Below are 25,300 nucleotides of genomic sequence, written 5' to 3' on the forward strand. Positions count from 1 at the left end.
CTATGTATGCACAGCGCGGACGGTACGTCCGCCACGCCAGCAGCTTCGTGCATGCGGACCGGACTAAGCGTTTTGCATGGGACCAGAGTAGCGCGCTGAAGCGCGGGCTCTGGTCGACAGCTAAAGCGCCAAGTCCGGTCGACACCCATAAAGGATGGGACCGGACTAAGAGCTTTGCATGGGACCAGAGTAGCGCGCTGAAGCGCGAACTCTGGTCGACAGCTAAAGCGCCAAGTCCGGTCGACACCCGTGAAGGATGGGACCGGACTAAGCGCTAAAGCGCCAAGTCCGGTCGACACAGGAGAGCGTTCAATGAATTCCCCGAAAGTCGTGGTCGAAGGCCTGTGCAAGGTGTTCGGCTCCAGTCCGAAAGAGGCGCTCGCCATGCTGGCGGCCGGCGCAACCAAAGAGGATGTCTTTGCGCGCACCGGTCAGATCGTCGGCGTCCACAACGTCTCGTTCGACGTGAAGGAAGGCGAGATCTTCGTGCTCATGGGCCTCTCCGGCTCCGGCAAGTCGACGCTGATCCGTCTGATCAATCGGCTGGTCGAACCGACGGCGGGCAAGGTGCTGATCGACGGCCGGGACGTGGCGAGCGTGCCGCGCTCGGAACTCATCGCGCTGCGCCGCAAGGACATGAGCATGGTGTTCCAGTCGTTCGCGCTGATGCCGCAGCGCACTGTGCTCTCCAACGCCGCGTTCGGACTCGAAGTGGCGGGCGTCGGCCGCAAGGAACGCGAAACCCGCGCGATGACCGTGCTCGAGCAGGTCGGCCTCGCGCCGTTCGCGGAAAAGCTGCCGGCCCAACTTTCGGGCGGCATGCAGCAGCGCGTCGGCCTCGCGCGAGCGCTTGCAGTCAACCCGTCGCTGATGATCATGGACGAAGCGTTCTCCGCGCTCGATCCGCTCAAACGCAAGGAAATGCAGAACGTGCTGCTCGAATTGCAACGCGAGCAGCAGCGCACCATCCTGTTCGTGTCGCACGATCTGGAAGAGGCGATGCGCATCGGCACCCGCATCGCGATCATGGAAGGCGGCCGGGTCGTGCAGATCGGCACGCCGCAGGAAATCATCACGAATCCCGCCGACGATTACGTGCGCGCGTTCTTCGAAGGCATCGACACGAGTCGCTACCTGACCGCGGGCGATCTGATGCAGACCGACGCCGTGCCGCTCATGCAGCACTCCCCGCAGATCGATGCGTCGAGCGTCGCGGCCACGCTCAACGGCAGCGCCGACTACGCGTTCGTGCTCGACAGCGAACGCAGGATTCGCGGCTTCGTGTGCCGCGATGCGCTCGGCAGCGCATCGCCGCAGCTCAACCAGATCGAGTGCATCGGCCGCGGCACGCCGCTTGACGATGTAGTCGAACGCGTGGTGGCGAGCCGCGCGCCGCTGCCGGTCGTCGAAGCAGACGGCTCTTACTGTGGTTCGGTCAACAAGACGAATGTGCTGAACGTTCTCACGCGCCATCGAGGCTCCCATGTCTGAAATCATTCCGCTTGGCGCCTGGGTCGATCACGGCGTCCACTATCTGCTCGACCACGACGCGAAGACGTTCGACGCGATCGGCAAGGTCATCGAGAGTTTCGCGGCGCTCGTCGAACACGGCTTGCAGGCCGTGCCGATGTGGGCGCTGATGGCGTTCTTCGTCGGCGTTGGCTTGTGGCGAGTCGGCTGGCGTTTCGCGCTGTTCACGCTGCTCGCGATGCTGCTGATCTACAGCACCGGCTTCTGGGATCAGATGGTGATCACGCTCGGCCTCACGCTGTCGTCGACGGTGATCAGCCTGCTGCTCGGCATCCCGCTCGGCATCTGGATGGCGAAGCGCCGCACGGTCGAGATGATCGTGCGTCCCGTGCTCGACCTGATGCAGACCATGCCCGCGTTCGTCTACCTGATTCCGGCCGCCATGCTGTTCGGCCTCGGTCGCGTGCCCGGCATTCTGTCGACGGTGATCTTCGCGATGCCGCCCGCGGTGCGACTGACCTCGCTCGGCATCAAGCACGTGAACCGCGAGATCGTCGAAGCGGGCCAGGCGTTCGGCTGCACGCCGTGGCAACTGCTCTATAAGGTGCAGTTTCCGAATGCGCTGCCGTCGATCATGACGGGCGTGAACCAGACCATCATGATGGCGCTGTCGATGGTGATCATCGCATCGATGGTCGGCGCGGGCGGACTCGGCAACGACGTGCTGGCAAGCATTCAGCGGCTCGATATCGGACTCGGTTTCGAAAGCGGCCTCTCGGTGGTGATGCTCGCGATCATTCTGGACCGCATCACGGAGAGCTTCGGCCGCGCGCCGGGTGTGGCGCGTGCGCCGCTGCTGTCGGGCTTGCGCAGCGTGATGAAAGTGCGCCGCGAGCCGGCCGCGCAACACGGTTGAGCCGCCGATGAAGCGCGACGCGCTCACACCGGCCGAGCCCCAGGCGGATTCGCGGTTGGCGGGGCTCGCGCACGTCGGCTTTCTGACGCTGCCGAACTTTTCGATGATCGCCTTCACGAGTGCGGTCGAAGTGCTGCGCATGGCGAATTACGTGGGGCGCGCGCAGCATTACCGGTGGTCGGTCATCACGCCGGACGGCGAACCCGCGCGCGCCAGCAACGGCATCACGGTGAAGCCGACCACCACGCTCGCCGAAACCGGCATGCCTGATGTGCTGTTCGTCTGTGCCGGCTGGCACGTGCGCGATTACGTCGACGAAACGGTGATCGCGTTGCTGCGCGAGGTGGCCGCACGAGGTATTCCGCTCGGCGGCATCTGCACGGGGCCCTACGCGCTGCTGGCCGCCGGCCTGCTCGACGGGTATCGCGCCACCGTGCATTGGGAGGACATGTCGCCGTTGCACAAGCGTTACCCGCACGTGCGCTTTGCCGACGAGCTGTTCGTGATCGATCGCGACCGGATGACCTGCACGGGCGGCACCGCGCCGCTCGATCTGATGCTCAAGCTGGTCGGCATGCGTCTGGGCCATGCGGTGGCGGCGCAGGTGTCCGAGCAGTTCATCGTCGAACAGATTCGCGGCTCGACCGACTATCAGCACATCCCCGTCGACGCGCGGGTCGGCTTCTCGCGCGCCGAACTGATCGAAGTGGTGCGGCTGATGGAGGCGAACATCGAGGAGCCGTTGTCGCTCGACGAACTCGCGCGCCTCGTGCGTCTGTCGCAGCGCCATTTGCAGCGTATGTTCAAAATGTTTCTCAACGTCTCGCCGACGCATTACTACCTGACGCTGCGTCTGCGACGTGCCCGCGAGCTGCTGCGCAATACGGATGCATCGATTGCGCGGGTCACGGCGGTGTGCGGCTTTCATTCACCGTGTCATTTCAGCAAGGCGTACCGCGCGCAATTCGGCCATGCGCCGAGTGTCGAGCGGCGGCTGTCGGCATGAAAAAAACATCGATCCGATGCAACCGGGTCGATCGACACAATCAGTTCGATCCACCATCCGAGGGAGAGGGAACGCCATGAAACGTCTGTGGGCCGCGTCGTTGTGCGCGCTGTCTGTATCGTCCGCCTTTGCCGCGGAACCCGCCACCTGCCGCAACGTCCGTTTCGCGGATGTCGGCTGGACCGATATCGCGGCGACCACCGGCCTCGCGTCGACACTGCTCGAAGGACTCGGCTACAAGCCGAGCAAGACGATCGCGTCGGTGCCAATTACTTTCGCGGGCGTGAAGGGCAAACAGATCGACGTGTTTCTCGGCTACTGGTCGCCGACCATGGACCCGATGATCGAGCCGTTCAGAAAGGGCGGTCAGATCACCGTGCTGACCCCGCCGAACCTGACCGGCGCGAAATACACGCTGGCGGTGCCCGATTACACGTATCGGGCGGGCCTCAGGACGTTCGCCGACATCGCGAACAATTACGACAAGCTCGACGGCAGGATCTACGGGATCGAGCCGGGCAACGACGGCAATGCGGAGATCCGGAAGATGATCGACAGCAACCAGTTCGGGCTCGGCAAGTTCAAGCTCGTGGAGTCGAGCGAGGCGGGCATGCTGGTCGAGGTGAACCGCGCGATCCGCGAGAAGAAGCCGATCGTGTTTCTCGGCTGGGATCCGCATCCGATGAACGTGCAGATGAAGATCGACTATCTGTCCGGCGGCGACGCGGTGTTCGGCCCGAACTACGGCGAAGCGAAAGTGCTGACGGTCACGTCGAACGATTATTCGACGCGCTGTCCGAACGTCGCGAAACTGGTGTCGAACCTGCAGTTCTCGACCGACATCGAGAACCACGTGATGCTGCCGATCATGAACAGGACCGATCCGAACAAGGCCGCGCGCGCGTGGCTGAAGGACAATCCAGGCGTGCTGGACAAGTGGCTGGCGGGTGTCAAGACGTTCGACGGCAAGGACGGCTTGCCCGCGGTGAAGGCTTACATAGCGGGGCAGTGAGCGCTTTGAGTGCTCGCATTATCACGGGCGGTGTCCCATCGCAGCGGCATGCAGGCACATGACAGGACGACGGCGAACGCCGTTGCGTTCAACGCGCGTGAACGCAACGGCCGAACGAGCAACCATGCGTGCGCCCGCCAATGCCCCGCGTCAAATCGCCTGAGCCCGACCCGGAAACGTCTCGTCATAGCCGGAGCCGTCTTCAACTTGTGCCGCCGTGCCGCGCTGTTCACGGTACATGACCGGCGGCAAGCCGAACTGCTTGCGAAACTCTCGGCCCAGATGCGAAGCGTCCGAAAAGCCGCAACTCGACGCGATGTCCGCGACGGTCTTGTCCGAACTCGTCAGCAGCCACGCGGCAGTGCGCAAGCGCACCTGCTTCGCGTAGGCCTGCGGCGCCTTGCCGGTCTGCGCCTTGAAAAGCCGTTCGAGTTGGCGCGGCGACAGGTCGAGCTTGCGCGCGAGTTCGTCGAGCGGCAGCGAACGGCCCACGTGCTGCTCCATCAGCAGGATCGCGCGCTTGACCTTCGGATGCGTGGCAGGCGCGAGCCCCGGCGGATGCGGCTGCGGCGCGTTGCCTTTCTGCAGGTCGTCGACGAGCAGGATGCGCAGCGCTTTGTGCACCGTGGCGGTTTCGAAGTGGCGTAGCAGGATTGCCGCGGCCACGTCGATCGACGCGCGTCCGCCCGAACACGTGATGCGCCGCCGGTCGATCACGAACAGGCGATCGGCGACCAGCGCTTCTTCATTCACCGACGGAAAACGCTCGATGAAATCCCAGTAGTGAAACCAGCTTACGCAGATACGGTGGCCGTCGAGCACGCCCGCGCGCATCAGCGAAAACACGCCGGTGCACATGCCGACCAGCGTCGCGTCGGTGGCGGCGGCGCGGCGAATGAACGCGAGCGTCGCGTCGCTCGCGGCCGGCCCCGAATGCAGCAGCCCGCCGACCACCACGACGTAATCGAACGGTTCGGCATTGTCGAAGGTTTCCCACGGCGTGATCTGGATGCCGCAACTCGCGCGCACGGGAGCGAGGGTTTCCCCCAGCACGCTCCACGAACAGCGCACCGGTTTGCTGAAATCGCCTTCGTCCGCGGACAGGCGCAACAGGTCGACGAAACCCGAGAACGCGGTCAGCGTGAAGTTCGGCAACAGGATGATGCCGAAGCGAATGCGCTGCGTCGACGTGCCGTCGATCGATTGAGGGGAAAGCGGTTCAGCGGAATTCATGCATGCAGGCGGCAAGGGGAAGGGTGAAGTCAAGCATAGCACTGGGGATGGCGGGCGCTTTATCGGGTGGTTTCCCTGCGTTTGACGAAGATTGTTGGCGCTTTTCAGAGCCCTTTTCAGAGCCCTTTATGGCGGCGCACCCAGTGCAACGTCAGCATCGCCAGCCGCAACCTGGACGCCTGTCGCAAATGCGTCAGAAGTCATCGCAAATACGCCGCCGAGCTTGGCGGGCAGCCCGCTTGACGCCACTATCCCACTGTCATGCCGTTTTTATTCTATCGATTCAGATTGCCTTGCGGTGCAATAAGAACTACTCCACCGAGGCAGCGCAACGCCCGCAACGTAGAAGGCACGCCATGAACGTCAGCGTCTTCGATCTGTTCAAGATCGGCATCGGCCCTTCGAGCTCGCACACGGTCGGGCCCATGATCGCCGCATGCCGCTTCGCTTCGTATATCGAAGACGCGAACCTGCTCGGCTTCGTGCGCCGCGTGAAAGTCGCTCTGTATGGTTCGCTCGGCGCAACCGGCAAAGGGCACGGTACGGACAAGGCGGTGCTGCTCGGGCTCGAAGGCAATCTGCCCGACCTGATCGACCCGGACCTGATCGAGCCGCGTCTGCGGGCGATCCGCGAAACGAAGCAACTGACGCTGCTCGGCAAGCATCCGGTCGCCTTCGACGAGCGCGAGCACCTCGGTTTCTTCCGCAAGCTGATGCCGGGTGTACCAGGGGCATTGGGCGCATTGGGTTCCAGCTTCGTGCATCCGAACGGCATGCGCTTTCAGGCATTCGACGAAAACGGCCAGCTGCTGGTGGAGAAAGAGTATTACTCGATTGGCGGCGGCTTCGTGGTCAATCGCGAAGGCGATCGCGTGAATGGTCTGCGCACCGGCATGGACGTGCCGTATCCGTTTCGTACCGGCGACGACCTGATGCGCGTGTGCCGCGAGAGCGGTTTGTCGATCGCCGAGGTGACATTACGCAACGAATGCGCGGCGCGTCCCGAGCGCGAAGTGCGTGAGGGGCTGCTGACGATCTGGCGCACGATGGCCGCCTGCGTCGAACGCGGCTGCACAGTGCGCGGCGAGTTGCCCGGTCCGATGCACGTGAAACGCCGTGCGGCCGATCTGTGCGCGCAACTGCGGGCACGCTCGGAGGAGTCGCTGCGCGATCCGCTCTCGATGCTCGACTGGGTCAACCTGTATGCGATGGCCGTCAACGAAGAGAACGCGGCGGGCGGGCGCGTCGTCACCGCGCCGACCAATGGCGCGGCCGGCGTCATTCCGGCGGTGCTGCACTACTACGTGAAGTTCATGCATGCATCGAGCGATGCGGGCATCGTCGACTTTCTGCTGACCGCCGCGGCGATCGGCATCATCTACAAGGAAACCGCATCGATCTCCGGCGCCGAAGTGGGCTGCCAGGGCGAAGTGGGCGTGGCCTGCTCGATGGCCGCCGCGGCGCTTGCCGCCGTGATGGGCGGCACGCCGACCCAGGTGGAGAACGCCGCCGAGATCGGCATGGAGCACAACCTCGGCATGACCTGCGACCCGGTCGGCGGCCTCGTGCAGATTCCGTGCATCGAGCGCAACGCGATGGGCGCGATCAAGGCGATCAACGCCGCGCGCATGGCGATGAAAGGCGACGGCCAGCACTACGTCTCGCTCGACAACGTGATCAAGACGATGCGCGAAACCGGCGCCGACATGAAGACGAAGTACAAGGAGACGTCGCGCGGCGGGTTGGGCCGTGAACGTGATCGAGTGTTGAAGTTCGAGCGTTGAAGTTTCAGTGAAGCACGAATACGCAACACCAGGCAACAGTTAAGACAGCATTGACAAGGACCCACGATGAGCCGCTATTCGATATTCAGCCTGTTGCGCAACGGGATGTCGTATCACGAGAACTGGGAGCGACAGTGGAAGAGCCCCGAGCCCAAGCGTGAATACGACGTCGTGATCGTCGGCGGCGGCGGGCATGGTCTCGCCACCGCGTATTACCTCGCGAAAGAACATGGTGTGCGCAATGTCGCCGTGCTGGAGAAAGGCTGGATCGGCGGCGGCAACACGGCGCGCAATACGACCATCGTGCGCTCGAACTACCTGTGGGACGAATCGGCCGCGCTGTACGAGAAAGCGATGAAGCTGTGGGAAGGGCTCTCGCAGGATCTCAACTACAACGTGATGTTCAGCCAGCGCGGCGTGATGAACCTCGCGCACACGCTGCAGGACGTACGCGACACCGAGCGCCGCGTGAACGCGAACCGCCTGAACGGCGTGGACGCGGAATTCCTCACGCCCGCGCAGATCAAGGACATCGAGCCGACCATCAATCTGAACAGCCGCTACCCGGTGCTCGGCGCATCGATCCAGCGGCGCGGCGGCGTGGCCCGGCACGATGCGGTGGCCTGGGGCTTCGCACGCGGCGCCGACCAGGCGGGCGTCGACATTGTGCAGAACTGCCAGGTCACCGGCATTCGCCGCAACGGCAGCCAGGTGGTCGGCGTGGATACCACGAAGGGTTTCATCAAGGCGAAGAAGGTCGCAGTGGTCGCGGCGGGCAATACCTCGACGCTCGCGGATATGGCTGGCGTGCGCTTGCCGCTGGAAAGCCATCCGTTGCAGGCGCTCGTGTCCGAGCCGATCAAGCCGGTCGTCAATACGGTCGTGATGTCGAACGCGGTGCACGCGTACATCAGCCAGTCCGACAAGGGCGATCTGGTGATCGGCGCGGGCGTCGATCAGTACACGGGCTTCGGGCAGCGCGGCAGTTTCCAGATCATCGAAGGCACGCTCGAAGCGATCGTCGAAATGTTCCCGGTGTTCTCCCGCGTGCGGATGAATCGCCAGTGGGGCGGCATCGTGGATGTGTCGCCGGATGCGTGCCCGATCATCAGCAAGACCGACGTGAAGGGGCTTTACTTCAACTGCGGTTGGGGCACGGGCGGGTTCAAGGCGACGCCGGGTTCGGGCTGGGCTTATGCGCACACCATCGCGAAGGACGAGCCGCATCCGTTGAATGCGCCGTTTTCGCTGGAGCGGTTCTATACCGGTCATCTTATCGACGAGCACGGCGCGGCGGCCGTGGCTCACTAACTCACTAACGGAGTCCCACACATGTTGCTGATCGAATGCCCGTGGTGCGGTCCCCGCGCCGAAACCGAATTCTCTTGCGGCGGCGAAGCGGATATTGCCCGTCCGCTCGACACCGGTACGCTCACCGACAAGGAATGGGGCGACTACCTGTTCATGCGCAAGAACCCGCGCGGCGTGCATCGCGAGCAGTGGCTGCATACGCAGGGCTGCCGGCGCTGGTTCAAGGCGCAGCGCGACACGGTGAGCTACGAGATCCAGGGCTACGAGACATTCGAGCGTCCGCTACTCGTCATGGATGGCAACGACGCCAAAGCACAAGAGGGCAAAGCATCATGAGCCAGAAAGACCGACTGCCAAGCGGCGGGCGCATCAACCGCGCGATTGCGCTCAGCTTCACGTTCAACGGCGTCAGATACCAGGGCTATCACGGCGACACGCTGGCCTCCGCGCTGCTCGCGAACGGTGTGCACTTCGTCGCGCGTAGCTGGAAGTATCACCGGCCGCGCGGCATCGTGACAGCGGGTGTCGAGGAGCCGAACGCGGTCGTGCAACTCGAAACCGGCGCCTACACGGTGCCGAATGCGCGCGCGACCGAAGTGGAGTTGTATCAGGGACTCGTGGCCACCAGCGTGAACGCGAAGCCGAGCATCGAGAAAGACCGCATGGCGATCAACCAGAAGATCGCGCGCTTCATTCCGGCGGGCTTCTACTACAAGACCTTCATGTGGCCGCGCAAATTCTGGCCGAAGTACGAAGAAGCGATCCGCGACGCCGCTGGTCTCGGCAAGGTGCCCGAGCAGACCGACGCGGACCGCTACGACAAGTGCTTTGCGCATTGCGACGTGCTGGTGGTCGGCGGCGGGCCGACCGGTCTCGCGGCGGCGCATGCGGCGGCATTGTCGGGCGCGCGCGTGACGCTGGTGGACGATCAGGCGGAACTCGGCGGCTCGCTGCTGTCGTGCCGCGCGGAGATCGACGGCAAGCCCGCGTTGCAATGGGTGCAAAAGGTGGAAGACGAATTGCGCCAAATGCCTGACGTAAAGATCCTGTCCCGCAGCACCGCGTTCGGTTACCAGGACCATAACCTCGTGACGGTCACGCAGCGGCTCACCGAGCATCTGCCGGTATCGCAACGCAAGGGCACGCGCGAGCTGCTGTGGAAAATCCGCGCGAAACGCGTGATTCTCGCGACCGGCGCGCATGAACGGCCGATCGTGTTCGGCAACAACGATCTGCCCGGCGTGATGCTGGCGTCGGCGGTGTCGACCTATCTGCATCGCTATGCGGTGCTGCCGGGCCGCAACGCGGCGGTGTTCACCAACAATGACGACGGCTATCAATGCGCGCTCGACCTGAAGGCGGCCGGCGCGCAGGTGACGGTCATCGATGCGCGTGCGGGCGAATCAAAGGGCACGTTGCCAGCGTTGGCCCGCCGCTCCGGCATCAAGGTGATGAACGGCGCGGTCGTCACGGCGGCGCACGGCAAGCTGCGCGTCGCGTCGGTCGACGTAGCGTCGTATTCGAACGGACAGGTCGGCGCGCAGCAGGGCGCATTGCCATGCGATCTGCTCGCGATGTCGGGCGGCTGGAGCCCGGTGCTGCATCTGTTCGCGCAGTCGGGCGGTAAGGCGCACTGGCATGACGACAAGGCCTGCTTCGTGCCCGGCAAGGCGATGCAGGCCGAGACCAGCGTGGGTGCGTGCGCGGGCGACTTCACGTTGGGGCAAGGCATCCGCTTTGCGGTCGATGCGGGCGTCGAGGCGGCGCGCGCCGCCGGTCACATCGTCGCGCGGCCGGCTCCGCTGCAGGTGGCCGAGCTGAGCGAGGCGAAGCTTGCGCCGCTGTGGCTGGTCGGCGGCCGCGAGCTCGCGACACGCGGGCCCAAACAGTTCGTCGATTTCCAGAACGACGTGTCGGCAGCGGATATTTTCCTCGCCGCACGCGAAGGCTTCGAATCCGTCGAACACGTGAAGCGCTACACCGCGATGGGGTTCGGCACCGACCAGGGCAAGCTCGGCAACATCAACGGCATGGCGATTCTCGCGCAGGCGCTCGGCAAGACGATTCCCGAGACCGGCACGACCACCTTCCGGCCAAACTACACGCCGGTCACCTTCGGCACCTTTGCGGGCCGCGAGCTGGGCGAGTTTCTCGATCCGGTGCGCAAGACGGCTGTGCACGAATGGCACGTCGAAAACGGCGCGGCGTTCGAGGATGTCGGCAACTGGAAGCGGCCCTGGTACTATCCGAAGGCAGGCGAGAACATGCACGCGGCGGTTGCGCGCGAATCGCTCGCGGTGCGTACGAGCGTCGGCATACTCGACGCGTCGACCCTCGGCAAGATCGACATTCAGGGCCCCGATGCCGCGAAGCTGTTGAACTGGGTCTATACGAATCCTTGGAGCAAGCTGGAAGTCGGCAAATGCCGCTATGGCCTGATGCTCGACGAAAACGGCATGGTCTTCGACGACGGCGTGACCGTGCGTCTGGCCGACCAGCACTACATGATGACGACCACCACCGGCGGCGCGGCGCGCGTGCTCACGTGGCTCGAACGCTGGCTGCAAACGGAATGGCCGGACATGCGCGTACGGCTCGCCTCGGTCACCGATCACTGGGCCACGTTTGCCGTGGTCGGTCCGAACAGCCGCAAGGTCTTGCAGAAGGTCTGCCACGACATCGACTTCGCGAACGCGGCGTTTGCGTTCATGAGCTATCGCGAGGGCACCGTGGCCGGCGCGGCATCGCGTGTGATGCGCATCAGCTTCTCGGGCGAACTCGCGTACGAAGTGAACGTGCCGGCGAACGTCGGGCGCGCGGTATGGGAAGCGTTGATGACCGCAGGCGCGGAATTCGACATCACGCCGTACGGCACCGAAACGATGCACGTGCTGCGCGCGGAAAAGGGCTACATCATCGTCGGCCAGGATACGGACGGCTCGATGACGCCATACGACCTCGGCATGGGCGGGCTCGTCGCGAAGTCGAAGGACTTTCTCGGCAAGCGCTCGCTCACGCGCTCGGACACCGCGAAGGCGGGGCGCAAGCAACTGGTCGGATTGCTGTCGGACGATCCGTCGTTGGTGATCCCGGAAGGCTCGCAGATCGTCGCCGGGCCGTTCCAGGGTGACACCGCGCCGATGCTCGGGCACGTCACGTCGAGCTATTACAGCCCGATCCTGAAGCGCTCGATCGCGATGGCGGTCCTGAAGGGCGGTCTCGATAAGATCGGCGCAACGGTCACGATTCCGCTGTCGAGCGGCAAGCAGATCGCAGCCACGGTCACCAGTTCGGTGTTCTACGACAGCGAAGGAGCACGTCAACATGTGGAATGAAACAGGCGGGATGGTATCGATCGTGGATCGCGCCGTGGGTGGACAAACGGGTGTGTGGCAGGAGTCGCCGCTGGTGGGCGCGGGTGCGTTGCTGAAGAAGCATCAGGCCACGGCGTCCGCCGCTTTCAGGTTGAGCGAGCGGCCGTTTCTGGAACTCGTCAACGTCCGTGGCGACACGCGCGACGCGGCATTCGTGAACGCGGTGCAGAGCGTGATCGGTTGCACGCCGCCGGAAAAGGCGAACACGGTCGCGCGCGGCAACGGCTACGACATGCTGTGGCTCGGCCCGGACGAGTGGCTCGTCCGCTCGGCCGCCGCGCACGATGCCACGCGCACCGCGCCGTTGCAGGCGAAACTTGGCGCCGCGTTGAGCGGTGTGTTCGCGTCGGCGGTGGATGTCGGCAGCGGCTATACGGTGCTCGAAATCAGCGGCGCGCGCGTGCGTGACGTGCTGGCGCGCGGTTGCCCGCTCGACCTGCATCCCACACTGTTCGGCGCCGGACAATGCGCGCAGAGCCACTATTTCAAGGCATCGATGACATTGCTGCATACCGGCGCGGACAGCTTCGAGATCGTCGTGCGCCGCAGCTTCGCCGACTACTTCGTCAGGATCATGCTCGACGCGGCCGAGCCGCTGACGGCGTAACGCGCGGCGAGCGGTGCACACGCATCGCTCGCCGCGCATCCGGTCTCGTGCGACTCCCCGCCCATGCCATGCCGTCGATGCGTCTAGCCACCGCGCGCCTCACCGAGCGCGCGTGCCATGAAGGCGACGCCGCTGCCGCGCTCGCGCTGCTCGATCAGAGCATCGTGCTGCGGCACCGGCGCATCGCGCTGATCCCTTATCTGCTCGCGCAACAACTCGGCGCGCCGCTGCAGACGCACCATCACGAATACGTCGAAAAAATCGCCGCGCGCCTGAGTGCGGACACGCTTGCGCGCATCGCCGGCGCCGCGCGTGCGCGGTTGCGTCTCTAACTTTTCGCGTCCCTCGCGCCCGCGTGCCACGCGTCCAACGCGACGCCCCCGTTCCATTCCGATGACGCATTCTTTCTATGTGGACGATTTATGTCGGCGTCTACTGAAAACGCTGCCCGGAACACTCACGCGGCTGCCGCCGCATCAACGAGGGGATGACATGTCTACCACTTTTCAGCCACGCGCGAGCGCCGCCGCCCGGCTCGAACGACTGCCGTTCTCCGGTTATCACCGGACCATCTTCGTCATCATCGCGATTGCATTCTTCTTCGATTCCGTCGACCTCGGCACCATGACGTTCGTGCTCGGCTCGATCAAAAGCGAGTTCCAGTTATCGAGCGCGACCACGGGCCTCGTCGCCAGTGCGAGCTTCTTCGGCATGGTGATCGGCGCGGCGGTGGCGGGCCTGCTCGCCGATCGCTTCGGGCGCCGGCCGGTGTTTCAGTGGAGCATGGTGCTGTGGGGCCTCGCGTCGTATCTGTGTTCGACCGCGCAGAGCGTCGAGGCGCTGATCTTTTATCGCGTGCTGCTCGGCTTTGGCATGGGGATGGAGTTTCCGATCGCGCAGACCTTGCTGTCGGAGTTCGTGCCGGCCGCCTCGCGCGGACGGCTGATCGCGCTGATGGACGGCTTCTGGCCGCTCGGCTTCATCGCCTCGGGCGTGGTGTCGTACTTCGTGCTGCCGGCCTTCGGCTGGCGCACCGAGTTCGCGCTGCTCGCGATTCCCGCTGTATTCGTGCTGATCGTGCGGCGTGTGGTGCCGGAGTCGCCGCGCTGGCTCGAACATCGCGGACGCCATGCCGAAGCCGACCGCATTCTCGCCGACATCGAAGTGAAGGTGATGCGCGCGAAAGGCCTGAGCCAGTTGCGCGCACCGGCCATGCTCGCCGAACCGGCCGCGGCGAAGGGCGGCGGCGCGTTCCGCGAGATCTGGAGCCTTGCCTACCGGCGCCGCACGATCATGGTGTGGACCCTGTGGTTCTTCGCGCTGCTCGGTTTTTACGGGCTGACGTCGTGGCTCGGTGCGCTGATGCAGCAAGCCGGTTTCGCGGTGACGAAGTCGGTGCTGTACACGGTGCTGATTTCGCTGGGCGGGATTCCGGGCTTCATTTGCGCGGCGTGGCTCGTCGAGCGCTGGGGCCGCAAGCCGACCTGTATCGCTTCGCTCGCCGGCAGCGCGGTGATGGCCTACGTCTACGGACAGACCGCGCTTCACGCGCAAACGCCGACGCTGCTGATTTGCGCCGGGCTCGGGATGCAGTTCTTTCTGTTCGCGATGTGGGCGGTGCTGTACACGTACACGCCCGAACTCTACGGCACCGGCGCGCGCGCCACGGGCTCGGGGTTCGCGTCCGCGATCGGCCGGGTAGGGTCGCTGATCGGGCCGTATGTGGTCGGCGTCGTGCTGCCGATGTTCGGCCAGGGCGGCGTGTTTTCGCTCGGCGCGATGTGCTTTGTGATCGCCGCCGCGGCGGTGTGGATACTCGGGATCGAAACGCGCGGGCTGGCGCTGGAGACGCTCGTGTCGGAAGCGGTCGAAGCGGACCCGCATGGGGCGTTGAGTCCGGTGCGGGAGTGAACGTCGGCGGGTGCCGGGCAAAACAGGGCATGCCCAGCGCCCGCGCTCGTTCAGCGTGCCTTCAATGCCCGCTGCCCGCGAGCGCCGTCAGGATCCGATAAGCGGCGCTCACGCGTGCGTCGTTCGGGATGTTCCGGTTGGCGAGCATGACGATACCCAGATGCTTTTCCGGAACGAACGCGACATACGCGCCGAAGCCATTGGTCGAACCGGTCTTGTTGATCCATACATCCTGTCTCGGCGGCTGCGGCGGGCTGATCTCAGCGGCAGGCTTCGCATGCAGGACCATCTCTGGCGAATTGCCTTCCTGCAAGGTCTTCAACGCGACTGGATACGGATACTGCTCCCAGATCAGATCCTGCGTCAGCACGCCTGCTTTGAAGTAGCCCGTGTGCGTCGCCGTGATCGCGCGCTGGAGCGTGCTGTCGAGCGGGATCAGATCCATGTTCGCCGCGACGAAGCGCAGCATGTCAGTCGCGGTCGACTTGATGCCATAGGCTTCGGAGGACAACACGCCGGGCGCCACGCGGACCGGCGCGTCCTGCTTCGTATAGCCTTGCGCGTAGTCCGGCATCTTCGCTTTCGGCACGTCAAAGTAGCTGCCCGTCATGCCGAGCGCGCGAAACACACGTTGCTGGACCAGCGCGGTGAAGTCCTGTCCCATGCTCTTCGCCGTGATCAGGCCGAGCGTGCCGATGCCGGGGTTGGCATACGTGCGTTGCGTGCCGGGCGCATAGGCGGGCTGCCATGCGGCGAAGTACTGCATCAGCTGGTCGTTGTCGTGGATGTCGTCGGGCACCTGCAACGGCAGCCCGCCAGGCGTGTGCGTGCCCAGGTTGAGCAGGCTCACGCTGCCGAACGGCGTGCCGCGCAGCGACGGCAAATACTTTGCCGTCGGGTCCGACAAAGACAGCTTGCCGGTCAAGCCCGCATAAGACGCGAGCGTCGCCGTGAATGTCTTGCTGACGGAGCCGAGTTCGAACAACGTATCGCGCGTGACCGGCTGGCCGGTTTGCGTCGACGCGACGCCGTAGTTGAGCACGTAGGGCTTGCCCTCGACGATCACGCCGACCGCCATCCCCGCAACGCGGTATTTCGCCATGAGCGGTTGAATCGCCGCGTCGACGGTGGGCTTGATCCGCTCGAGCGGGGCATCGGCGGCGCGGCTCACGGATGGCACCGTGCACAGTGCAAACATGGTGCTTGCGATAAGACTGATTGTTTTGGACTTCATGGGCAGCGTTTTCCTGGATGTCGGCCGGCAGGTTGGCCGAGTCGCACTATCCGGCTTTCGCCGCGCGCTGACAATCGAGGATAAGTTGCACGAGGGTAAAGAAAATCTTGTGGAGTGTGCCAGACCGGTTACCAGCGCAACAGCCGCGGGCCGAGCAGCGCCCCGATCACCGTCGGCACGAGCATCCCCAGCAGATACCACGCGCCCCAGAACGGAATGCCCATCTCCGGACAATGCAGGCAATAGGCGAGCGTCGCGGTCGAGCCAGCCAGCAAGCCGCCCGCGGCGCCCGTCAGCGCGAGCTGGGTCGGCGCCAGTCCTTTGAGCGCCCAGAACACGGCGACAAAGCCCGGAACCGACAGCATCGCGATATTGAACGGGCAGACCCGCCAGGTTTTGCCGAGCACGAGTGCGAGCCGGCCGTCGTCGGGTGTGCCCATCAAGACATACGCGCCGGCCAGCCACACCGCTGCGACCGGCGCGGCGATCAGCCAGCCACTGGCGCCGGCGCGCCCGCCCGGCCGCGCGAGCCGTGTCGACATCCACAGCGAACCGAGCATCAGACACAGCGGCAACGCGACCTTGGCCCAGAAGATCGGTGTGAGCGCGACGTCAGCGAGGTCGCGCCGGACGCCGAGCAACCCCGCCATGATCAGCGTCGCACCGGCCGCGCCGCTCAGCACCGCGACGGCAAAGCGTTTCGTGAGCGCGTGACGGTCTGTCGGCGCGACACCGGTCGCCAGCAGAGAGATGAATTCATCCGTTTTCATCGGCTTCCTCGAATCTTTGCGGCCAACGCCTTGAGTCCACGATGCACGCCGATCTTGACCGCGGACTCCGACAAGCCGGTCAACTGCGCGGTTTCCGTCACGGACAGCCCTTCGAGCTTGACATGCATGATCGGCAGACGCTGACGATCGGGCAACTGTTCGAGCAGCTTGCCCACGTCGCGCCGGGCTTGCGCCGGTTCGAGATCGGGCGCGGCGAGCAATTCGAATGCATCGTCGAGCGGATCGTTGAGCGCGTCATGGCGCGAACGCGCCCGAAAGTAATCCGTCAGCTTGTAGCGCGCGATGGCGTGAATCCACGCGGTCAGCGGCTGCTCGTCGCGATACGTATGCCGTCCATTGTGAACCGCCAGCAATATTTCCTGCACCAGATCCTCGACATCGGCCGCGCTATCGTGAAGGCGCCGCCGCAAGAAGCCACGCAGGTGCGCGCCCAGTTCCGCGAGGAATTGCCGGTAGGCGGCAGCGTCTGCGTCCAGGCCGCGCAAAAACAGGGCTCGCAGATGGGCCTCTTTTGCCTGCGCTGCGGTGATATCGGTAGTTCGATTCATCGGGGACGTCGGTTACAGGAAACAGGAGTTTATTCCATCGCCTCGGGCGTTGGCGGCGAGGACTGCGTCGCGTGCGTTCTTTTTGTCTGTTGAAGAGAAAAAACTTTGCGCGTGCTGTAACCGCGCCGGGACACGCAGCGAACTACCTCACAGATGCGCGATGACGACGCATCGGTAGTTGCCGCAAAGCAGTCTGTTTAACACCCGCGGGCCGGCCACAAGCTCTAGCCATGAGCGGCGGCGGCCCGACCAACAACACTCCAGGAGTTGTCATGAAACGCATTGCAATCGCAGCAGTCGCCGCCGCCTTGCTTGTCAGCGGTGGTTCGGTGTTCGCCCAGGCGAGCGGCGCCATGTCCAACGATTCGATGTCGAAAGACGCGATGAGCAAGGACTCGATGGCCAAAGATTCGATGTCCAAAGACTCGATGAAGAAGGACGGCAGCAAGATGAAGCACGACTCGATGAAAAAAGACGACGCAATGAAAAAAGACGACGCGATGAGCAAGTAAGGCACGCAGGTGCGTTCCTGGCATCGTGCGGCGAACGCACCTGAGCCTCGTGGCTTCACGGAGATTCGGAATGAAAGCTCTCCCTCAATCTGGTGCGTTGCCCGACGCGACACGCACCCTGCAACCCGCATGGGTGCGCATCGCACACTGGCTCAACGCGTTGGCCGTGGTGCTGATGATGCTGTCGGGCTGGCGAATCTACGACGCGTCCCCGGTGTTCCGGGGTTTCACGATCCCGACCGGCCTCACGCTCGGCGGCTGGCTCGGCGGCGCGTTGCAATGGCACTTCGCGGCGATGTGGCTGCTGTTCTTCAACGCACTCTTTTATCTGGCGATGAACCTCGTCACGGGCCGCATCCGGTCGAAGTTTTTCCCGCTGTCGCCTCGCGCGGTCCTGCACGACCTGCGCGAAGCCTTGAAAGGCCACCTGTCGCATGCGGACCCGAGCCGCTACAACGCAGTGCAGAAGTTCGCCTACCTGTTCGCGATGCTCGACATAGCCGTGCTGATCGTATCGGGGCTCGCGATCTGGAAGTCGGTGCAGTTTCCGGTACTGCGCGAACTGATGGGCGGATATGACAACGCGCGCGTGGTTCACTTCTGCGCGATGGCGCTGCTGGCCGGTTTCATCGTGATTCACCTGACGATGGTCGCGCTCGTGCCGCGCTCGTTGCTCACGATGATTCGTGGCCGCTAACCGAGGACTACTCCTGTGAAGCCATTCAAACCGTCGCGATCGGGCGTCGATCGCGAGTCGCTCAGCCTCGACGTGCGGCGTGAGCTCGATATGCCGTCACGGCGTCTGTTCGGCAAACGCATCATCACACTGGGCGGGTTGGCGATGCTGACCGGATGCAGCCTGTCGGACGATAAATCGGTCGAGACCTTTCTATCGCGCGTGTCGGGAATGAACGACCGCGTGCAAGGCTGGCTATTCGACCCGAACCGTCTCGCACCGACCTACACCGAAGCACAGATCACACGTCCGTTCCCGTTCAATGCGTTCTATGGGATCGACGATGTGCCGCACGTCGATGGCGGCGATTTCCGCCTGAAAGTGAGCGGCCTCGTGCAGGACAGGAAGGACTGGACGCTCGCCGACCTTGACGCATTGCCGAAAACCGAACAGATCACGCGGCATATCTGTGTCGAAGGCTGGAGCGCGATCGGCCGATGGGGCGGCACGCCGTTCGCCGAATTTCTCAAGCGTGTCGGTGCGGACACGTCGGCGAAATACGTCGGCTTCAAATGCGCTGACGACTACTACGAAAGCATCGACATGCCAACGGCGCTGCATCCGCAGACGCTGTTGACCTTTACCTTTGACGGTCAGCAATTGCCCGCGAAATACGGCTATCCGATGAAGCTCAGAATGCCGACCAAACTCGGCTACAAGAATCCGAAGCACATCATGGAGATTTTCGTGACCAACACGTTTCCAGGTGGCTATTGGGTCGATCAGGGCTATAACTGGTTTGGCGGATCGTGAGTCGCGGGCCGAACACCGGAACCGGCCGAGATGCGCAAGCAGTGAGTGCGGAGTAATATCGCTACCAGGCTCAGCTTCCCGCTCGAGCGCGATCGGGTGCCCATGCGCACGTCGATCCATGAACCGGAAGCGGGCTCGCTGGAACGCCTGGACGCCGCGCGGATGAAACGCATGGCGGTGTCGGCATTGCCGAGGACATCGTTCATGTCAAGCGAATGGAAGCGCCGCCTGCGGTTGTTTATCCAGCGTTTCTGGCAGCCGACCAGCGCGTGCATGACCTGTATGCCCGGCAGCTGGGGCAATCTCATGAGCCTCGCCCACTGGACGATCGCATTGCAGACCGGTCTGCTGACCGGGCTGCTGGCGGTCTTGCTGACTTTCACGCCAGCGGCCCGATTCTATAAGCACCGATATAGCAATGCGCTGCTAGTCGGTTTGCTGACGGCGATAGGCGACGCTTACGCCCACCAGAGCCACTACCGCATCCCCTATGTGGAGCATATCGTGACCGGTGTGATCTCCGCTCTCCTGACGTTGGCCGCGTCGTATCTCTTCGAAGATCGGGCGCGACGCCTTCGCGCGGCGTGGGCTCGGGTTTTCGGGTAGCGAACCTGTGACGCGCTGGGCGGGCGGTCAGGTCAGTCGTCACCGCGCATGAGACTGGATTCGACCGCGTAGCCTTCCACAAAGAGTTCGATGAAAAGGCGCTTCAGTTTTTCAGATCGAACATGCACTGAGCGCGCTTTACATCTTCACAACGTCGTTCCACTGGTTGCTCTCACGTTTTCTCGACGCCACGCCATTCGCAACGAAGTAAGGCGTGTCGACACGCGCCAGCGCCTCCCGCCCACGAATCCGGTCGGCGATCTTCTCGGCCAGCATGATGGTCGGCGCGTTCAGATTGCCAGTCGTGATGCGCGGCATGATCGACGCATCGACGACCCGCAGCGCGTCGATGCCATGCACGCGGCCCTCGTTGTCGACCACGGCCATGTCGTCATAGCCCATTTTGCACGAGCATGACGGATGAAACGCCGTTTCCGCGCGCATCCGTACGAACTGATCGAGTTGCGCGTCGGTGCTCAGTTCGGCACCGGGATTCAGCTCGCGCCCGCGATAACGGCCGAGCGCCGGCTGACGCATGATTTCGCGCGTGATCCGGATGCCGTCGCGGAACTCGCGCCAGTCGAGCGGATCGGCCATGTAGTTGAACAGGATGCTGGGGTGTGCATGCGGATCGCGCGAGGTGAGCTTCACGCGGCCCCGGCTCGGCGAACGCATCGAGCCGACGTGCGCCTGGAAGCCGTGCATCCTGATCGCATTCGAGCCGTTGTAGTTGATGGCGACCGGCAGGAAGTGATACTGAAGATTCGGCCACAGGTCGTCGTCGCGCGTGCGGATGAAGCCGCCCGCTTCGAACTGATTGCTTGCGCCGATGCCCGTGCCGTTGAGCATCCATTCGAGTCCGATGGCAGGCTGGTTCCACCACTGCAACGCGGGGTAGAGCGACACCGGCTCCTTACACTCGTACTGGATATACATCTCCAGATGATCCTGAAGATTCTCGCCGACACCCGGCAGATCGTGCACGAGCGGCACGTCGAACTCGCGCAGCCAGGTCGAGCGTCCCACGCCAGAGCGTTGCAGCAGTTGTGGCGATCCGATTGCGCCGCTGCACACGAGCACTTCGCGGCGCGCATGCACGTTCGCCGCTGTGCCGTGACGCAGATACGCGACGCCGACCGCACGCTTGCCCGAAAACAGCACGCGGTCGGTTACCGCATGCGTGACGATCGTCAGATTCGGCCGCGTTTTCGCGCGATCCAGATAGCCGCGCGCGGTGCTTGCGCGGCGGCCGTTGGCCGTGACCGTGCGATCCATCGGACCAAAGCCTTCCTGCCGATAGCCGTTCAGATCGTCGGTGCGCGCAAAGCCCGCCTGCACACCGGCCTCGACCATCGCGGCGAAGAGCGGGTTGTTGCCCGGCTTGCTGGTGCTCACGTGGACGGGGCCGTCGCCGCCGTGATACGCGTTCGCGCCGATGTCGCGCGTTTCGGCTTGGCGGAAATACGGCAGGCAATCCAGATAGGTCCAGTTCGCGAGGCCGGGCCGCGCGGCCCAGCCGTCGTAATCGAGCGCATTGCCGCGGATGTAGCACATGCCGTTGATCAGCGACGAGCCGCCGAGCCCCTTGCCGCGTCCGCACTCCATGCGCCGGTTGTTCATGTGCGGTTCGGGGTCCGTCTCATACGCCCAGTTATAGCGGCGTCCTTGCAGCGGATACGCGAGCGCGGCCGGCATCTGCGTGCGGAAATCGAAACGGTAGTCGGGGCCGCCTGCTTCGAGCAGCAGCACCGTCACGTCGGCGTCTTCGGTGAGGCGCGACGCGAGCACGTTACCCGCCGAACCCGCGCCCACGATGATGTAGTCGTATTCGTTCGAGGCCATCGCCGCCGCTCCTTAGAATACCGGTTGATAGGGGCCGAGTTCGACCTGCACGGACTTGATGCGCGTGTAGTGTTCGAGCGTCGTGATGCCGTTTTCGCGGCCGACCCCCGATTGCTTGTAGCCGCCCACCGGCATTTCCGCGGGCGACTCGCCCCACGTGTTGATCCAGCAGATGCCGGCGTCCAGCCGATGAATCACGCGGTGCGCGCGAGCGAGATTTTCGGTGACGACGCCCGCGGCGAGGCCATAAGGGGTAAGGTTCGCGCGCGCGATCGCTTCGTCCTCGTCGTCGAATACGAGGATGCTCATCACCGGGCCGAAGATTTCTTCGCGCACGATGCGCATGTCGTCGCGGCAACCGGTGAAGACGGTCGGCGCGACATACTGGCCGCGGCCGAAATGACCTTCGGTCAGGCGCCGGCCACCCGCCAGCAAGCGCGCGCCTTCATGAACGCCGCTATCGATATAGCCGAGCACCTTCTGCAATTGCGCGGCGCTCGCGAGCGGGCCGAAGTTCGTATCCGCGTCAGTGGGCGCGCCCACGCGGATACGTTCGACCCGCGCGAGCAGCAAGGCTTCGAACCGCTCCAGCACGCTGCGTTGCACGAACACGCGCGTGCCGTTGGTGCAGACCTGGCCCGCGCTGAAGAAGTTGGCGCTCATCGCGATGTCGGCTGCACGCTCGAGGTCGGCGTCGTCGAACACGATGAGCGGCGATTTGCCGCCGAGCTCCATCGTCACTTCTTTCAGCGACGACGACGCGGCGAGCGACATCACTTTTTTGCCCGTTTCGACGCCGCCCGTAAACGAAATCTTCTCGATGTGGGGATGCGCGGCGAGCATTGCACCGACCCGGCCGTCGCCCTGGACGACATTGAAGACGCCCGCCGGCACGCCGGCCTCGGTGTAGATCTGCGCGAGCTTCAACGCCGACAACGGGGTGATCTCGCTCGGCTTGAAGATCATCGCATTGCCGGCCGCGAGCGCGGGCGCCGATTTCCAGCACGCGATCTGGATCGGGTAGTTCCATGCGGCGATGCCCGCGCACACGCCGAGCGGCTCGCGGCGCGTGTAGACGAACGACGAGGGGCGCAGCGGAATCTGTTGGCCTTCGATCGCGGTGGCAAGCCCCGCGTAATACTCGATCACGTCCGCGCCGGTAACGATATCGACCGTGCGCGTTTCGGCGATCGGCTTGCCGGTGTCGCGGGTTTCGAGCAGCGCAAGTTCGTCGTTGCGCTCGCGCAGCAGGTCCACCGCGCGACGCAGAATGCGCGAGCGCTGCATCGCCGTGAGCGCGGCCCACTCGCGTTGCCCGGCTTGCGCCGCTTGCACTGCGCGCTCGATATCGGCCGCCGATGCCTGCTGCACGCTCGCGAGTGTCTCGCCGGTGGCGGGGTCGAGCGTGTCGAAGGTTTCTCCACTGGTTGCATCGACGTAAGCGCCGCCTATGTACAGACGTTGCGTTGCGAATACCGCCATCACGTGCTCCTTTCAGGAAATGCCGCTGGCCTGATTGCGCGCCGCCAGCATCAGGTCGATATAGTCGTTCGCGACGCGTAGCGCCGCCCTGGTGTCGAACGGTTCGCCCGACAGCGCGCCGCGCAGCCACAAGCCGTCGATCAGCGCCGCGAGGCCGCTCGCCGCACGGCGCGCCGCCGCGCGCGGCAGCGCCTTCGAAAAATCCGCGCACAGATTCGAGTTCAGCCGGCGCGTGTTCACGTATTGCAGTCGCCGCAACTGCGGCTTGTGCATGCTCTCGGACCAGAACGCGAGCCACGTTTTCATGACCGGGCCGCTGGTTTGCGCGGCGTCGAAATTCGCGGCGACCACTGCGCGCAGTTTCGCGCGCGGGTCCGCCTTCGCCGCCCGGCGACGGCTCGCGGTGGCCTGCCACAGATCGCGCAGCACGTGACGCATGGTAGCTTCGAGCAAGCCGTCCTTGTCGCCGAAATAGTGGCTGACGATGCCCGTGGAAATGCTCGCGCGTTGTGCGACCGAGGCGAGCGTCGCGCCCGCGAGACCGCTCTGGTCGATCGTGAGCAGGGTGGCGTCGATGAGCTGCGCGCGGCGGATTTCGCGCATTCCGAGTTTAGGCATGGTGGTGGAGACGGCGGCGCACCCACGTGCGAGCCGCCAGTATGGACTCGATGGCGCATGGTAAGTTTATTTATATTGAACGGTCAATCAATATAAACAGCGTTCCTTCACGTGTCGGTTCCAGCCAAACTCGTGTCGCGTGAGCTACATGTGCTCGACGCCGGTGCACGTTACGCTCGTTGAACGGCGTGCCGCGCTGAAAACCCGCACTCGGTCGCGCCGCTCACAAGACATGGAGACGGACAATGAGCAGCAATCGCGGCGTCGTGTATCTCGGGCAGGGCAAGGTGGAAGTGCAGTCGATCGACTATCCGAAGATGGTCGATCCACGCGGGCGGTCGATTGGCCACGGCGTGATTCTGAAAGTGGTGAGCACGAATATTTGCGGCTCCGATCAGCACATGGTGCGGGGCCGCACGACCGCCGAAGTCGGCCTCGTGCTCGGTCACGAGATTACCGGCGAGGTGATCGAGATCGGCCGCGACGTCGAGACGCTCAGAATCGGTGACCTCGTGTCCGTACCGTTCAACGTAGCGTGCGGACGCTGCCCGACCTGCAAGGCGCAGCACACCGGCGTGTGCCTGAACGTGAACCCGTCGCGGGCGGGCGGCGCGTACGGTTACGTGGACATGGGCGGCTGGATCGGCGGCCAGGCCGAGTACGTGATGGTGCCGTACGCGGACTTCAATCTGCTGAAGTTTCCCGACCGCGCGCAGGCGATGTCGAAAATCCGCGACCTCACGTGTCTGTCCGACATTCTGCCGACTGGCTATCACGGCGCGGTGATGGCGGGCGTGAAGCCCGGCGCGACGGTGTATATCGCGGGCGCGGGGCCGGTGGGCATGGCCGCGGCGGCGTCGGCGAGATTGCTGGGTGCGGCCTGCACGATCGTCGGCGATATGAACGAGGCGCGTCTCGCGCATGCGCGCAAGATGGGCTTTCAGACCATCGATCTATCGAAGGACGCCACGCTCGGCGAGCAGATCGAGCAGATACTCGGCAAGCCCGAAGTGGATTGCGCAGTAGACTGCGTCGGCTTCGAGGCGCATGGCCACGGCAGCAGCGGCGCGCGCGAGGAAGCGCCGGCCACGGTGCTCAATTCGCTGATGGAAATCACGCGCGCGGCGGGCGCGATCGGCATTCCGGGACTGTATGTGACCGACGACCCGGGTGCCGCCGACGCCGCTGCCCGCAAAGGCAGCCTGAGCATCCGCTTCGGGCTCGGCTGGGCCAAGTCGCATTCGTTCCACACCGGGCAAACGCCGGTCATGAAGTACAACCACAATCTGATGCAGGCGATCTTGTGGGACCGCTTGCCGATTGCGGATATCGTCAACGTGACGGTGGTGTCGCTAGACGACGCGCCTGATGGTTACCGGCAATTCGATGGCGGCGCGCCGAAGAAGTTTGTGATCGACCCTCACGGCCTGTTGAAAGCGGCTTGACGATGCACTCAGGCGGGTACTGAAGCACCATTGCGACAAACGCGCTGAGCGGTTTTCCGTTCAGCGCGTTTGTTTTTTCGGTGATGAACGGCGCTGATGCAAAGTGAAG

Annotated in this window: 22 protein-coding genes and 1 pseudogene; 16 read left to right on the forward strand and 7 right to left on the reverse strand. The window is 64.2% G+C overall.

Annotated features, from left to right (window positions below):
* Nucleotides 1-312 precede the first annotated feature (312 nt).
* From CIC12_RS13735 to CIC12_RS13750, 4 genes are all read left to right on the forward strand, one after another.
* A complete protein-coding gene (locus tag CIC12_RS13735; RefSeq protein WP_168664643.1) occupies nt 313-1,491 on the forward strand; it encodes a quaternary amine ABC transporter ATP-binding protein in 1,179 nt (392 codons plus the stop codon).
* Nucleotides 1,484-2,386: a choline ABC transporter permease subunit gene (choW, locus tag CIC12_RS13740; RefSeq protein ID WP_168664644.1), complete on the forward strand. Its 903-nt coding sequence runs from the start codon at nt 1,484-1,486 to the stop codon at nt 2,384-2,386. Before CIC12_RS13735 ends, choW begins: the two co-directional genes overlap by 8 nt.
* 7 nt (nt 2,387-2,393) lie before the next feature.
* A complete protein-coding gene (locus CIC12_RS13745; RefSeq protein ID WP_168664645.1) occupies nt 2,394-3,392 on the forward strand; it encodes a GlxA family transcriptional regulator in 999 nt (332 codons plus the stop codon).
* 76 nt (nt 3,393-3,468) lie between these two features.
* Nucleotides 3,469-4,404 (forward strand): choline ABC transporter substrate-binding protein, encoded by a 936-nt coding sequence (locus CIC12_RS13750; RefSeq protein ID WP_168664646.1) that lies wholly within the window; start codon nt 3,469-3,471, stop codon nt 4,402-4,404.
* A gap of 150 nt (nt 4,405-4,554) precedes the next feature.
* Here the strand turns inward: CIC12_RS13750 and CIC12_RS13755 are convergent, their stop codons facing one another.
* Nucleotides 4,555-5,637: a GlxA family transcriptional regulator gene (locus CIC12_RS13755; protein WP_168664647.1), complete on the reverse strand. Its 1,083-nt coding sequence runs from the start codon at nt 5,635-5,637 to the stop codon at nt 4,555-4,557.
* A 356-nt stretch (nt 5,638-5,993) separates the two neighbouring features.
* Here CIC12_RS13755 and CIC12_RS13760 point away from each other — a divergent pair.
* From CIC12_RS13760 to CIC12_RS13790, 7 genes and pseudogenes are all read left to right on the forward strand, one after another.
* Nucleotides 5,994-7,407, forward strand: a pseudogene (locus CIC12_RS13760) (L-serine ammonia-lyase).
* 80 nt (nt 7,408-7,487) lie between these two features.
* Nucleotides 7,488-8,732, forward strand: a complete 1,245-nt coding sequence (locus tag CIC12_RS13765) for a sarcosine oxidase subunit beta family protein (protein WP_168664649.1) — start codon at nt 7,488-7,490, stop codon at nt 8,730-8,732.
* Between the two features lie 21 nt (nt 8,733-8,753).
* Nucleotides 8,754-9,068, forward strand: coding sequence for a sarcosine oxidase subunit delta (locus CIC12_RS13770; protein ID WP_168664650.1), 315 nt, complete (start codon nt 8,754-8,756; stop codon nt 9,066-9,068).
* A complete protein-coding gene (locus tag CIC12_RS13775; RefSeq protein WP_168664651.1) occupies nt 9,065-12,067 on the forward strand; it encodes a sarcosine oxidase subunit alpha family protein in 3,003 nt (1,000 codons plus the stop codon). Before CIC12_RS13770 ends, CIC12_RS13775 begins: the two co-directional genes overlap by 4 nt.
* On the forward strand, nt 12,057-12,713 hold the full coding sequence (locus CIC12_RS13780; RefSeq protein WP_168664652.1) for a sarcosine oxidase subunit gamma: 657 nt from the start codon (nt 12,057-12,059) through the stop codon (nt 12,711-12,713). Before CIC12_RS13775 ends, CIC12_RS13780 begins: the two co-directional genes overlap by 11 nt.
* Nucleotides 12,714-12,781: 68 nt before the next feature.
* Nucleotides 12,782-13,045, forward strand: a complete 264-nt coding sequence (locus CIC12_RS13785; RefSeq protein WP_168664653.1) for a hypothetical protein — start codon at nt 12,782-12,784, stop codon at nt 13,043-13,045.
* A gap of 160 nt (nt 13,046-13,205) precedes the next feature.
* Nucleotides 13,206-14,624: an MFS transporter gene (locus tag CIC12_RS13790; protein WP_168664654.1), complete on the forward strand. Its 1,419-nt coding sequence runs from the start codon at nt 13,206-13,208 to the stop codon at nt 14,622-14,624.
* 61 nt (nt 14,625-14,685) lie between these two features.
* On the opposite strand, the gene ampC is transcribed toward CIC12_RS13790, so the two are convergent.
* The 3 genes from ampC to CIC12_RS13805 form a co-directional block, all read right to left on the reverse strand.
* Nucleotides 14,686-15,858: a class C beta-lactamase gene (gene ampC / locus CIC12_RS13795; protein ID WP_168664655.1), complete on the reverse strand. Its 1,173-nt coding sequence runs from the start codon at nt 15,856-15,858 to the stop codon at nt 14,686-14,688.
* Between the two features lie 128 nt (nt 15,859-15,986).
* A complete protein-coding gene (locus CIC12_RS13800; RefSeq protein ID WP_168664656.1) occupies nt 15,987-16,628 on the reverse strand; it encodes a DUF1109 domain-containing protein in 642 nt (213 codons plus the stop codon).
* Nucleotides 16,625-17,197 carry a sigma-70 family RNA polymerase sigma factor gene (locus tag CIC12_RS13805; RefSeq protein ID WP_168664657.1) on the reverse strand — a complete coding sequence of 191 codons (573 nt, stop codon included), beginning with the start codon at nt 17,195-17,197 and terminating at the stop codon, nt 16,625-16,627. The genes CIC12_RS13800 and CIC12_RS13805 overlap by 4 nt, the downstream gene beginning before the upstream one ends.
* Nucleotides 17,198-17,469: 272 nt before the next feature.
* Here CIC12_RS13805 and CIC12_RS13810 point away from each other — a divergent pair, with 272 nt between their 5' ends.
* From CIC12_RS13810 to CIC12_RS13825, 4 genes are all read left to right on the forward strand, one after another.
* Complete coding sequence (locus tag CIC12_RS13810) at nt 17,470-17,709, forward strand: pentapeptide MXKDX repeat protein (protein ID WP_168664684.1); 240 nt, start codon at nt 17,470-17,472, stop codon at nt 17,707-17,709.
* A gap of 70 nt (nt 17,710-17,779) precedes the next feature.
* Nucleotides 17,780-18,406 carry a cytochrome b/b6 domain-containing protein gene (locus tag CIC12_RS13815; RefSeq protein ID WP_168664658.1) on the forward strand — a complete coding sequence of 209 codons (627 nt, stop codon included), beginning with the start codon at nt 17,780-17,782 and terminating at the stop codon, nt 18,404-18,406.
* Nucleotides 18,407-18,421: 15 nt separating this feature from the next.
* Nucleotides 18,422-19,198 (forward strand): molybdopterin-dependent oxidoreductase, encoded by a 777-nt coding sequence (locus CIC12_RS13820; protein WP_168664659.1) that lies wholly within the window; start codon nt 18,422-18,424, stop codon nt 19,196-19,198.
* Between the two features lie 204 nt (nt 19,199-19,402).
* Nucleotides 19,403-19,804, forward strand: a complete 402-nt coding sequence (locus tag CIC12_RS13825; RefSeq protein WP_168664685.1) for a hypothetical protein — start codon at nt 19,403-19,405, stop codon at nt 19,802-19,804.
* Between the two features lie 138 nt (nt 19,805-19,942).
* Here the strand turns inward: CIC12_RS13825 and betA are convergent, their stop codons facing one another.
* Genes betA through betI form a run of 3 tightly spaced genes read right to left on the reverse strand, consistent with a single transcriptional unit; the run spans nt 19,943 to nt 23,746 of the window.
* A complete protein-coding gene (gene betA / locus CIC12_RS13830) occupies nt 19,943-21,646 on the reverse strand; it encodes a choline dehydrogenase (RefSeq protein ID WP_168664660.1) in 1,704 nt (567 codons plus the stop codon).
* 12 nt (nt 21,647-21,658) lie between these two features.
* Nucleotides 21,659-23,128 carry a betaine-aldehyde dehydrogenase gene (betB, locus tag CIC12_RS13835; RefSeq protein ID WP_168664661.1) on the reverse strand — a complete coding sequence of 490 codons (1,470 nt, stop codon included), beginning with the start codon at nt 23,126-23,128 and terminating at the stop codon, nt 21,659-21,661.
* A 12-nt stretch (nt 23,129-23,140) separates the two neighbouring features.
* A complete protein-coding gene (gene betI, locus CIC12_RS13840) occupies nt 23,141-23,746 on the reverse strand; it encodes a transcriptional regulator BetI (RefSeq protein ID WP_168664662.1) in 606 nt (201 codons plus the stop codon).
* Nucleotides 23,747-23,991: 245 nt separating this feature from the next.
* On the opposite strand from betI, the gene fdhA reads away from it, so the two are divergent.
* Nucleotides 23,992-25,191: a formaldehyde dehydrogenase, glutathione-independent gene (fdhA, locus tag CIC12_RS13845; RefSeq protein ID WP_168664663.1), complete on the forward strand. Its 1,200-nt coding sequence runs from the start codon at nt 23,992-23,994 to the stop codon at nt 25,189-25,191.
* Nucleotides 25,192-25,300: the final 109 nt, after the last annotated feature.

This window comes from Paraburkholderia sp. SG-MS1 (genome assembly GCF_012275575.1).
Classification (GTDB): Bacteria; Pseudomonadota; Gammaproteobacteria; order Burkholderiales; family Burkholderiaceae; genus Paraburkholderia.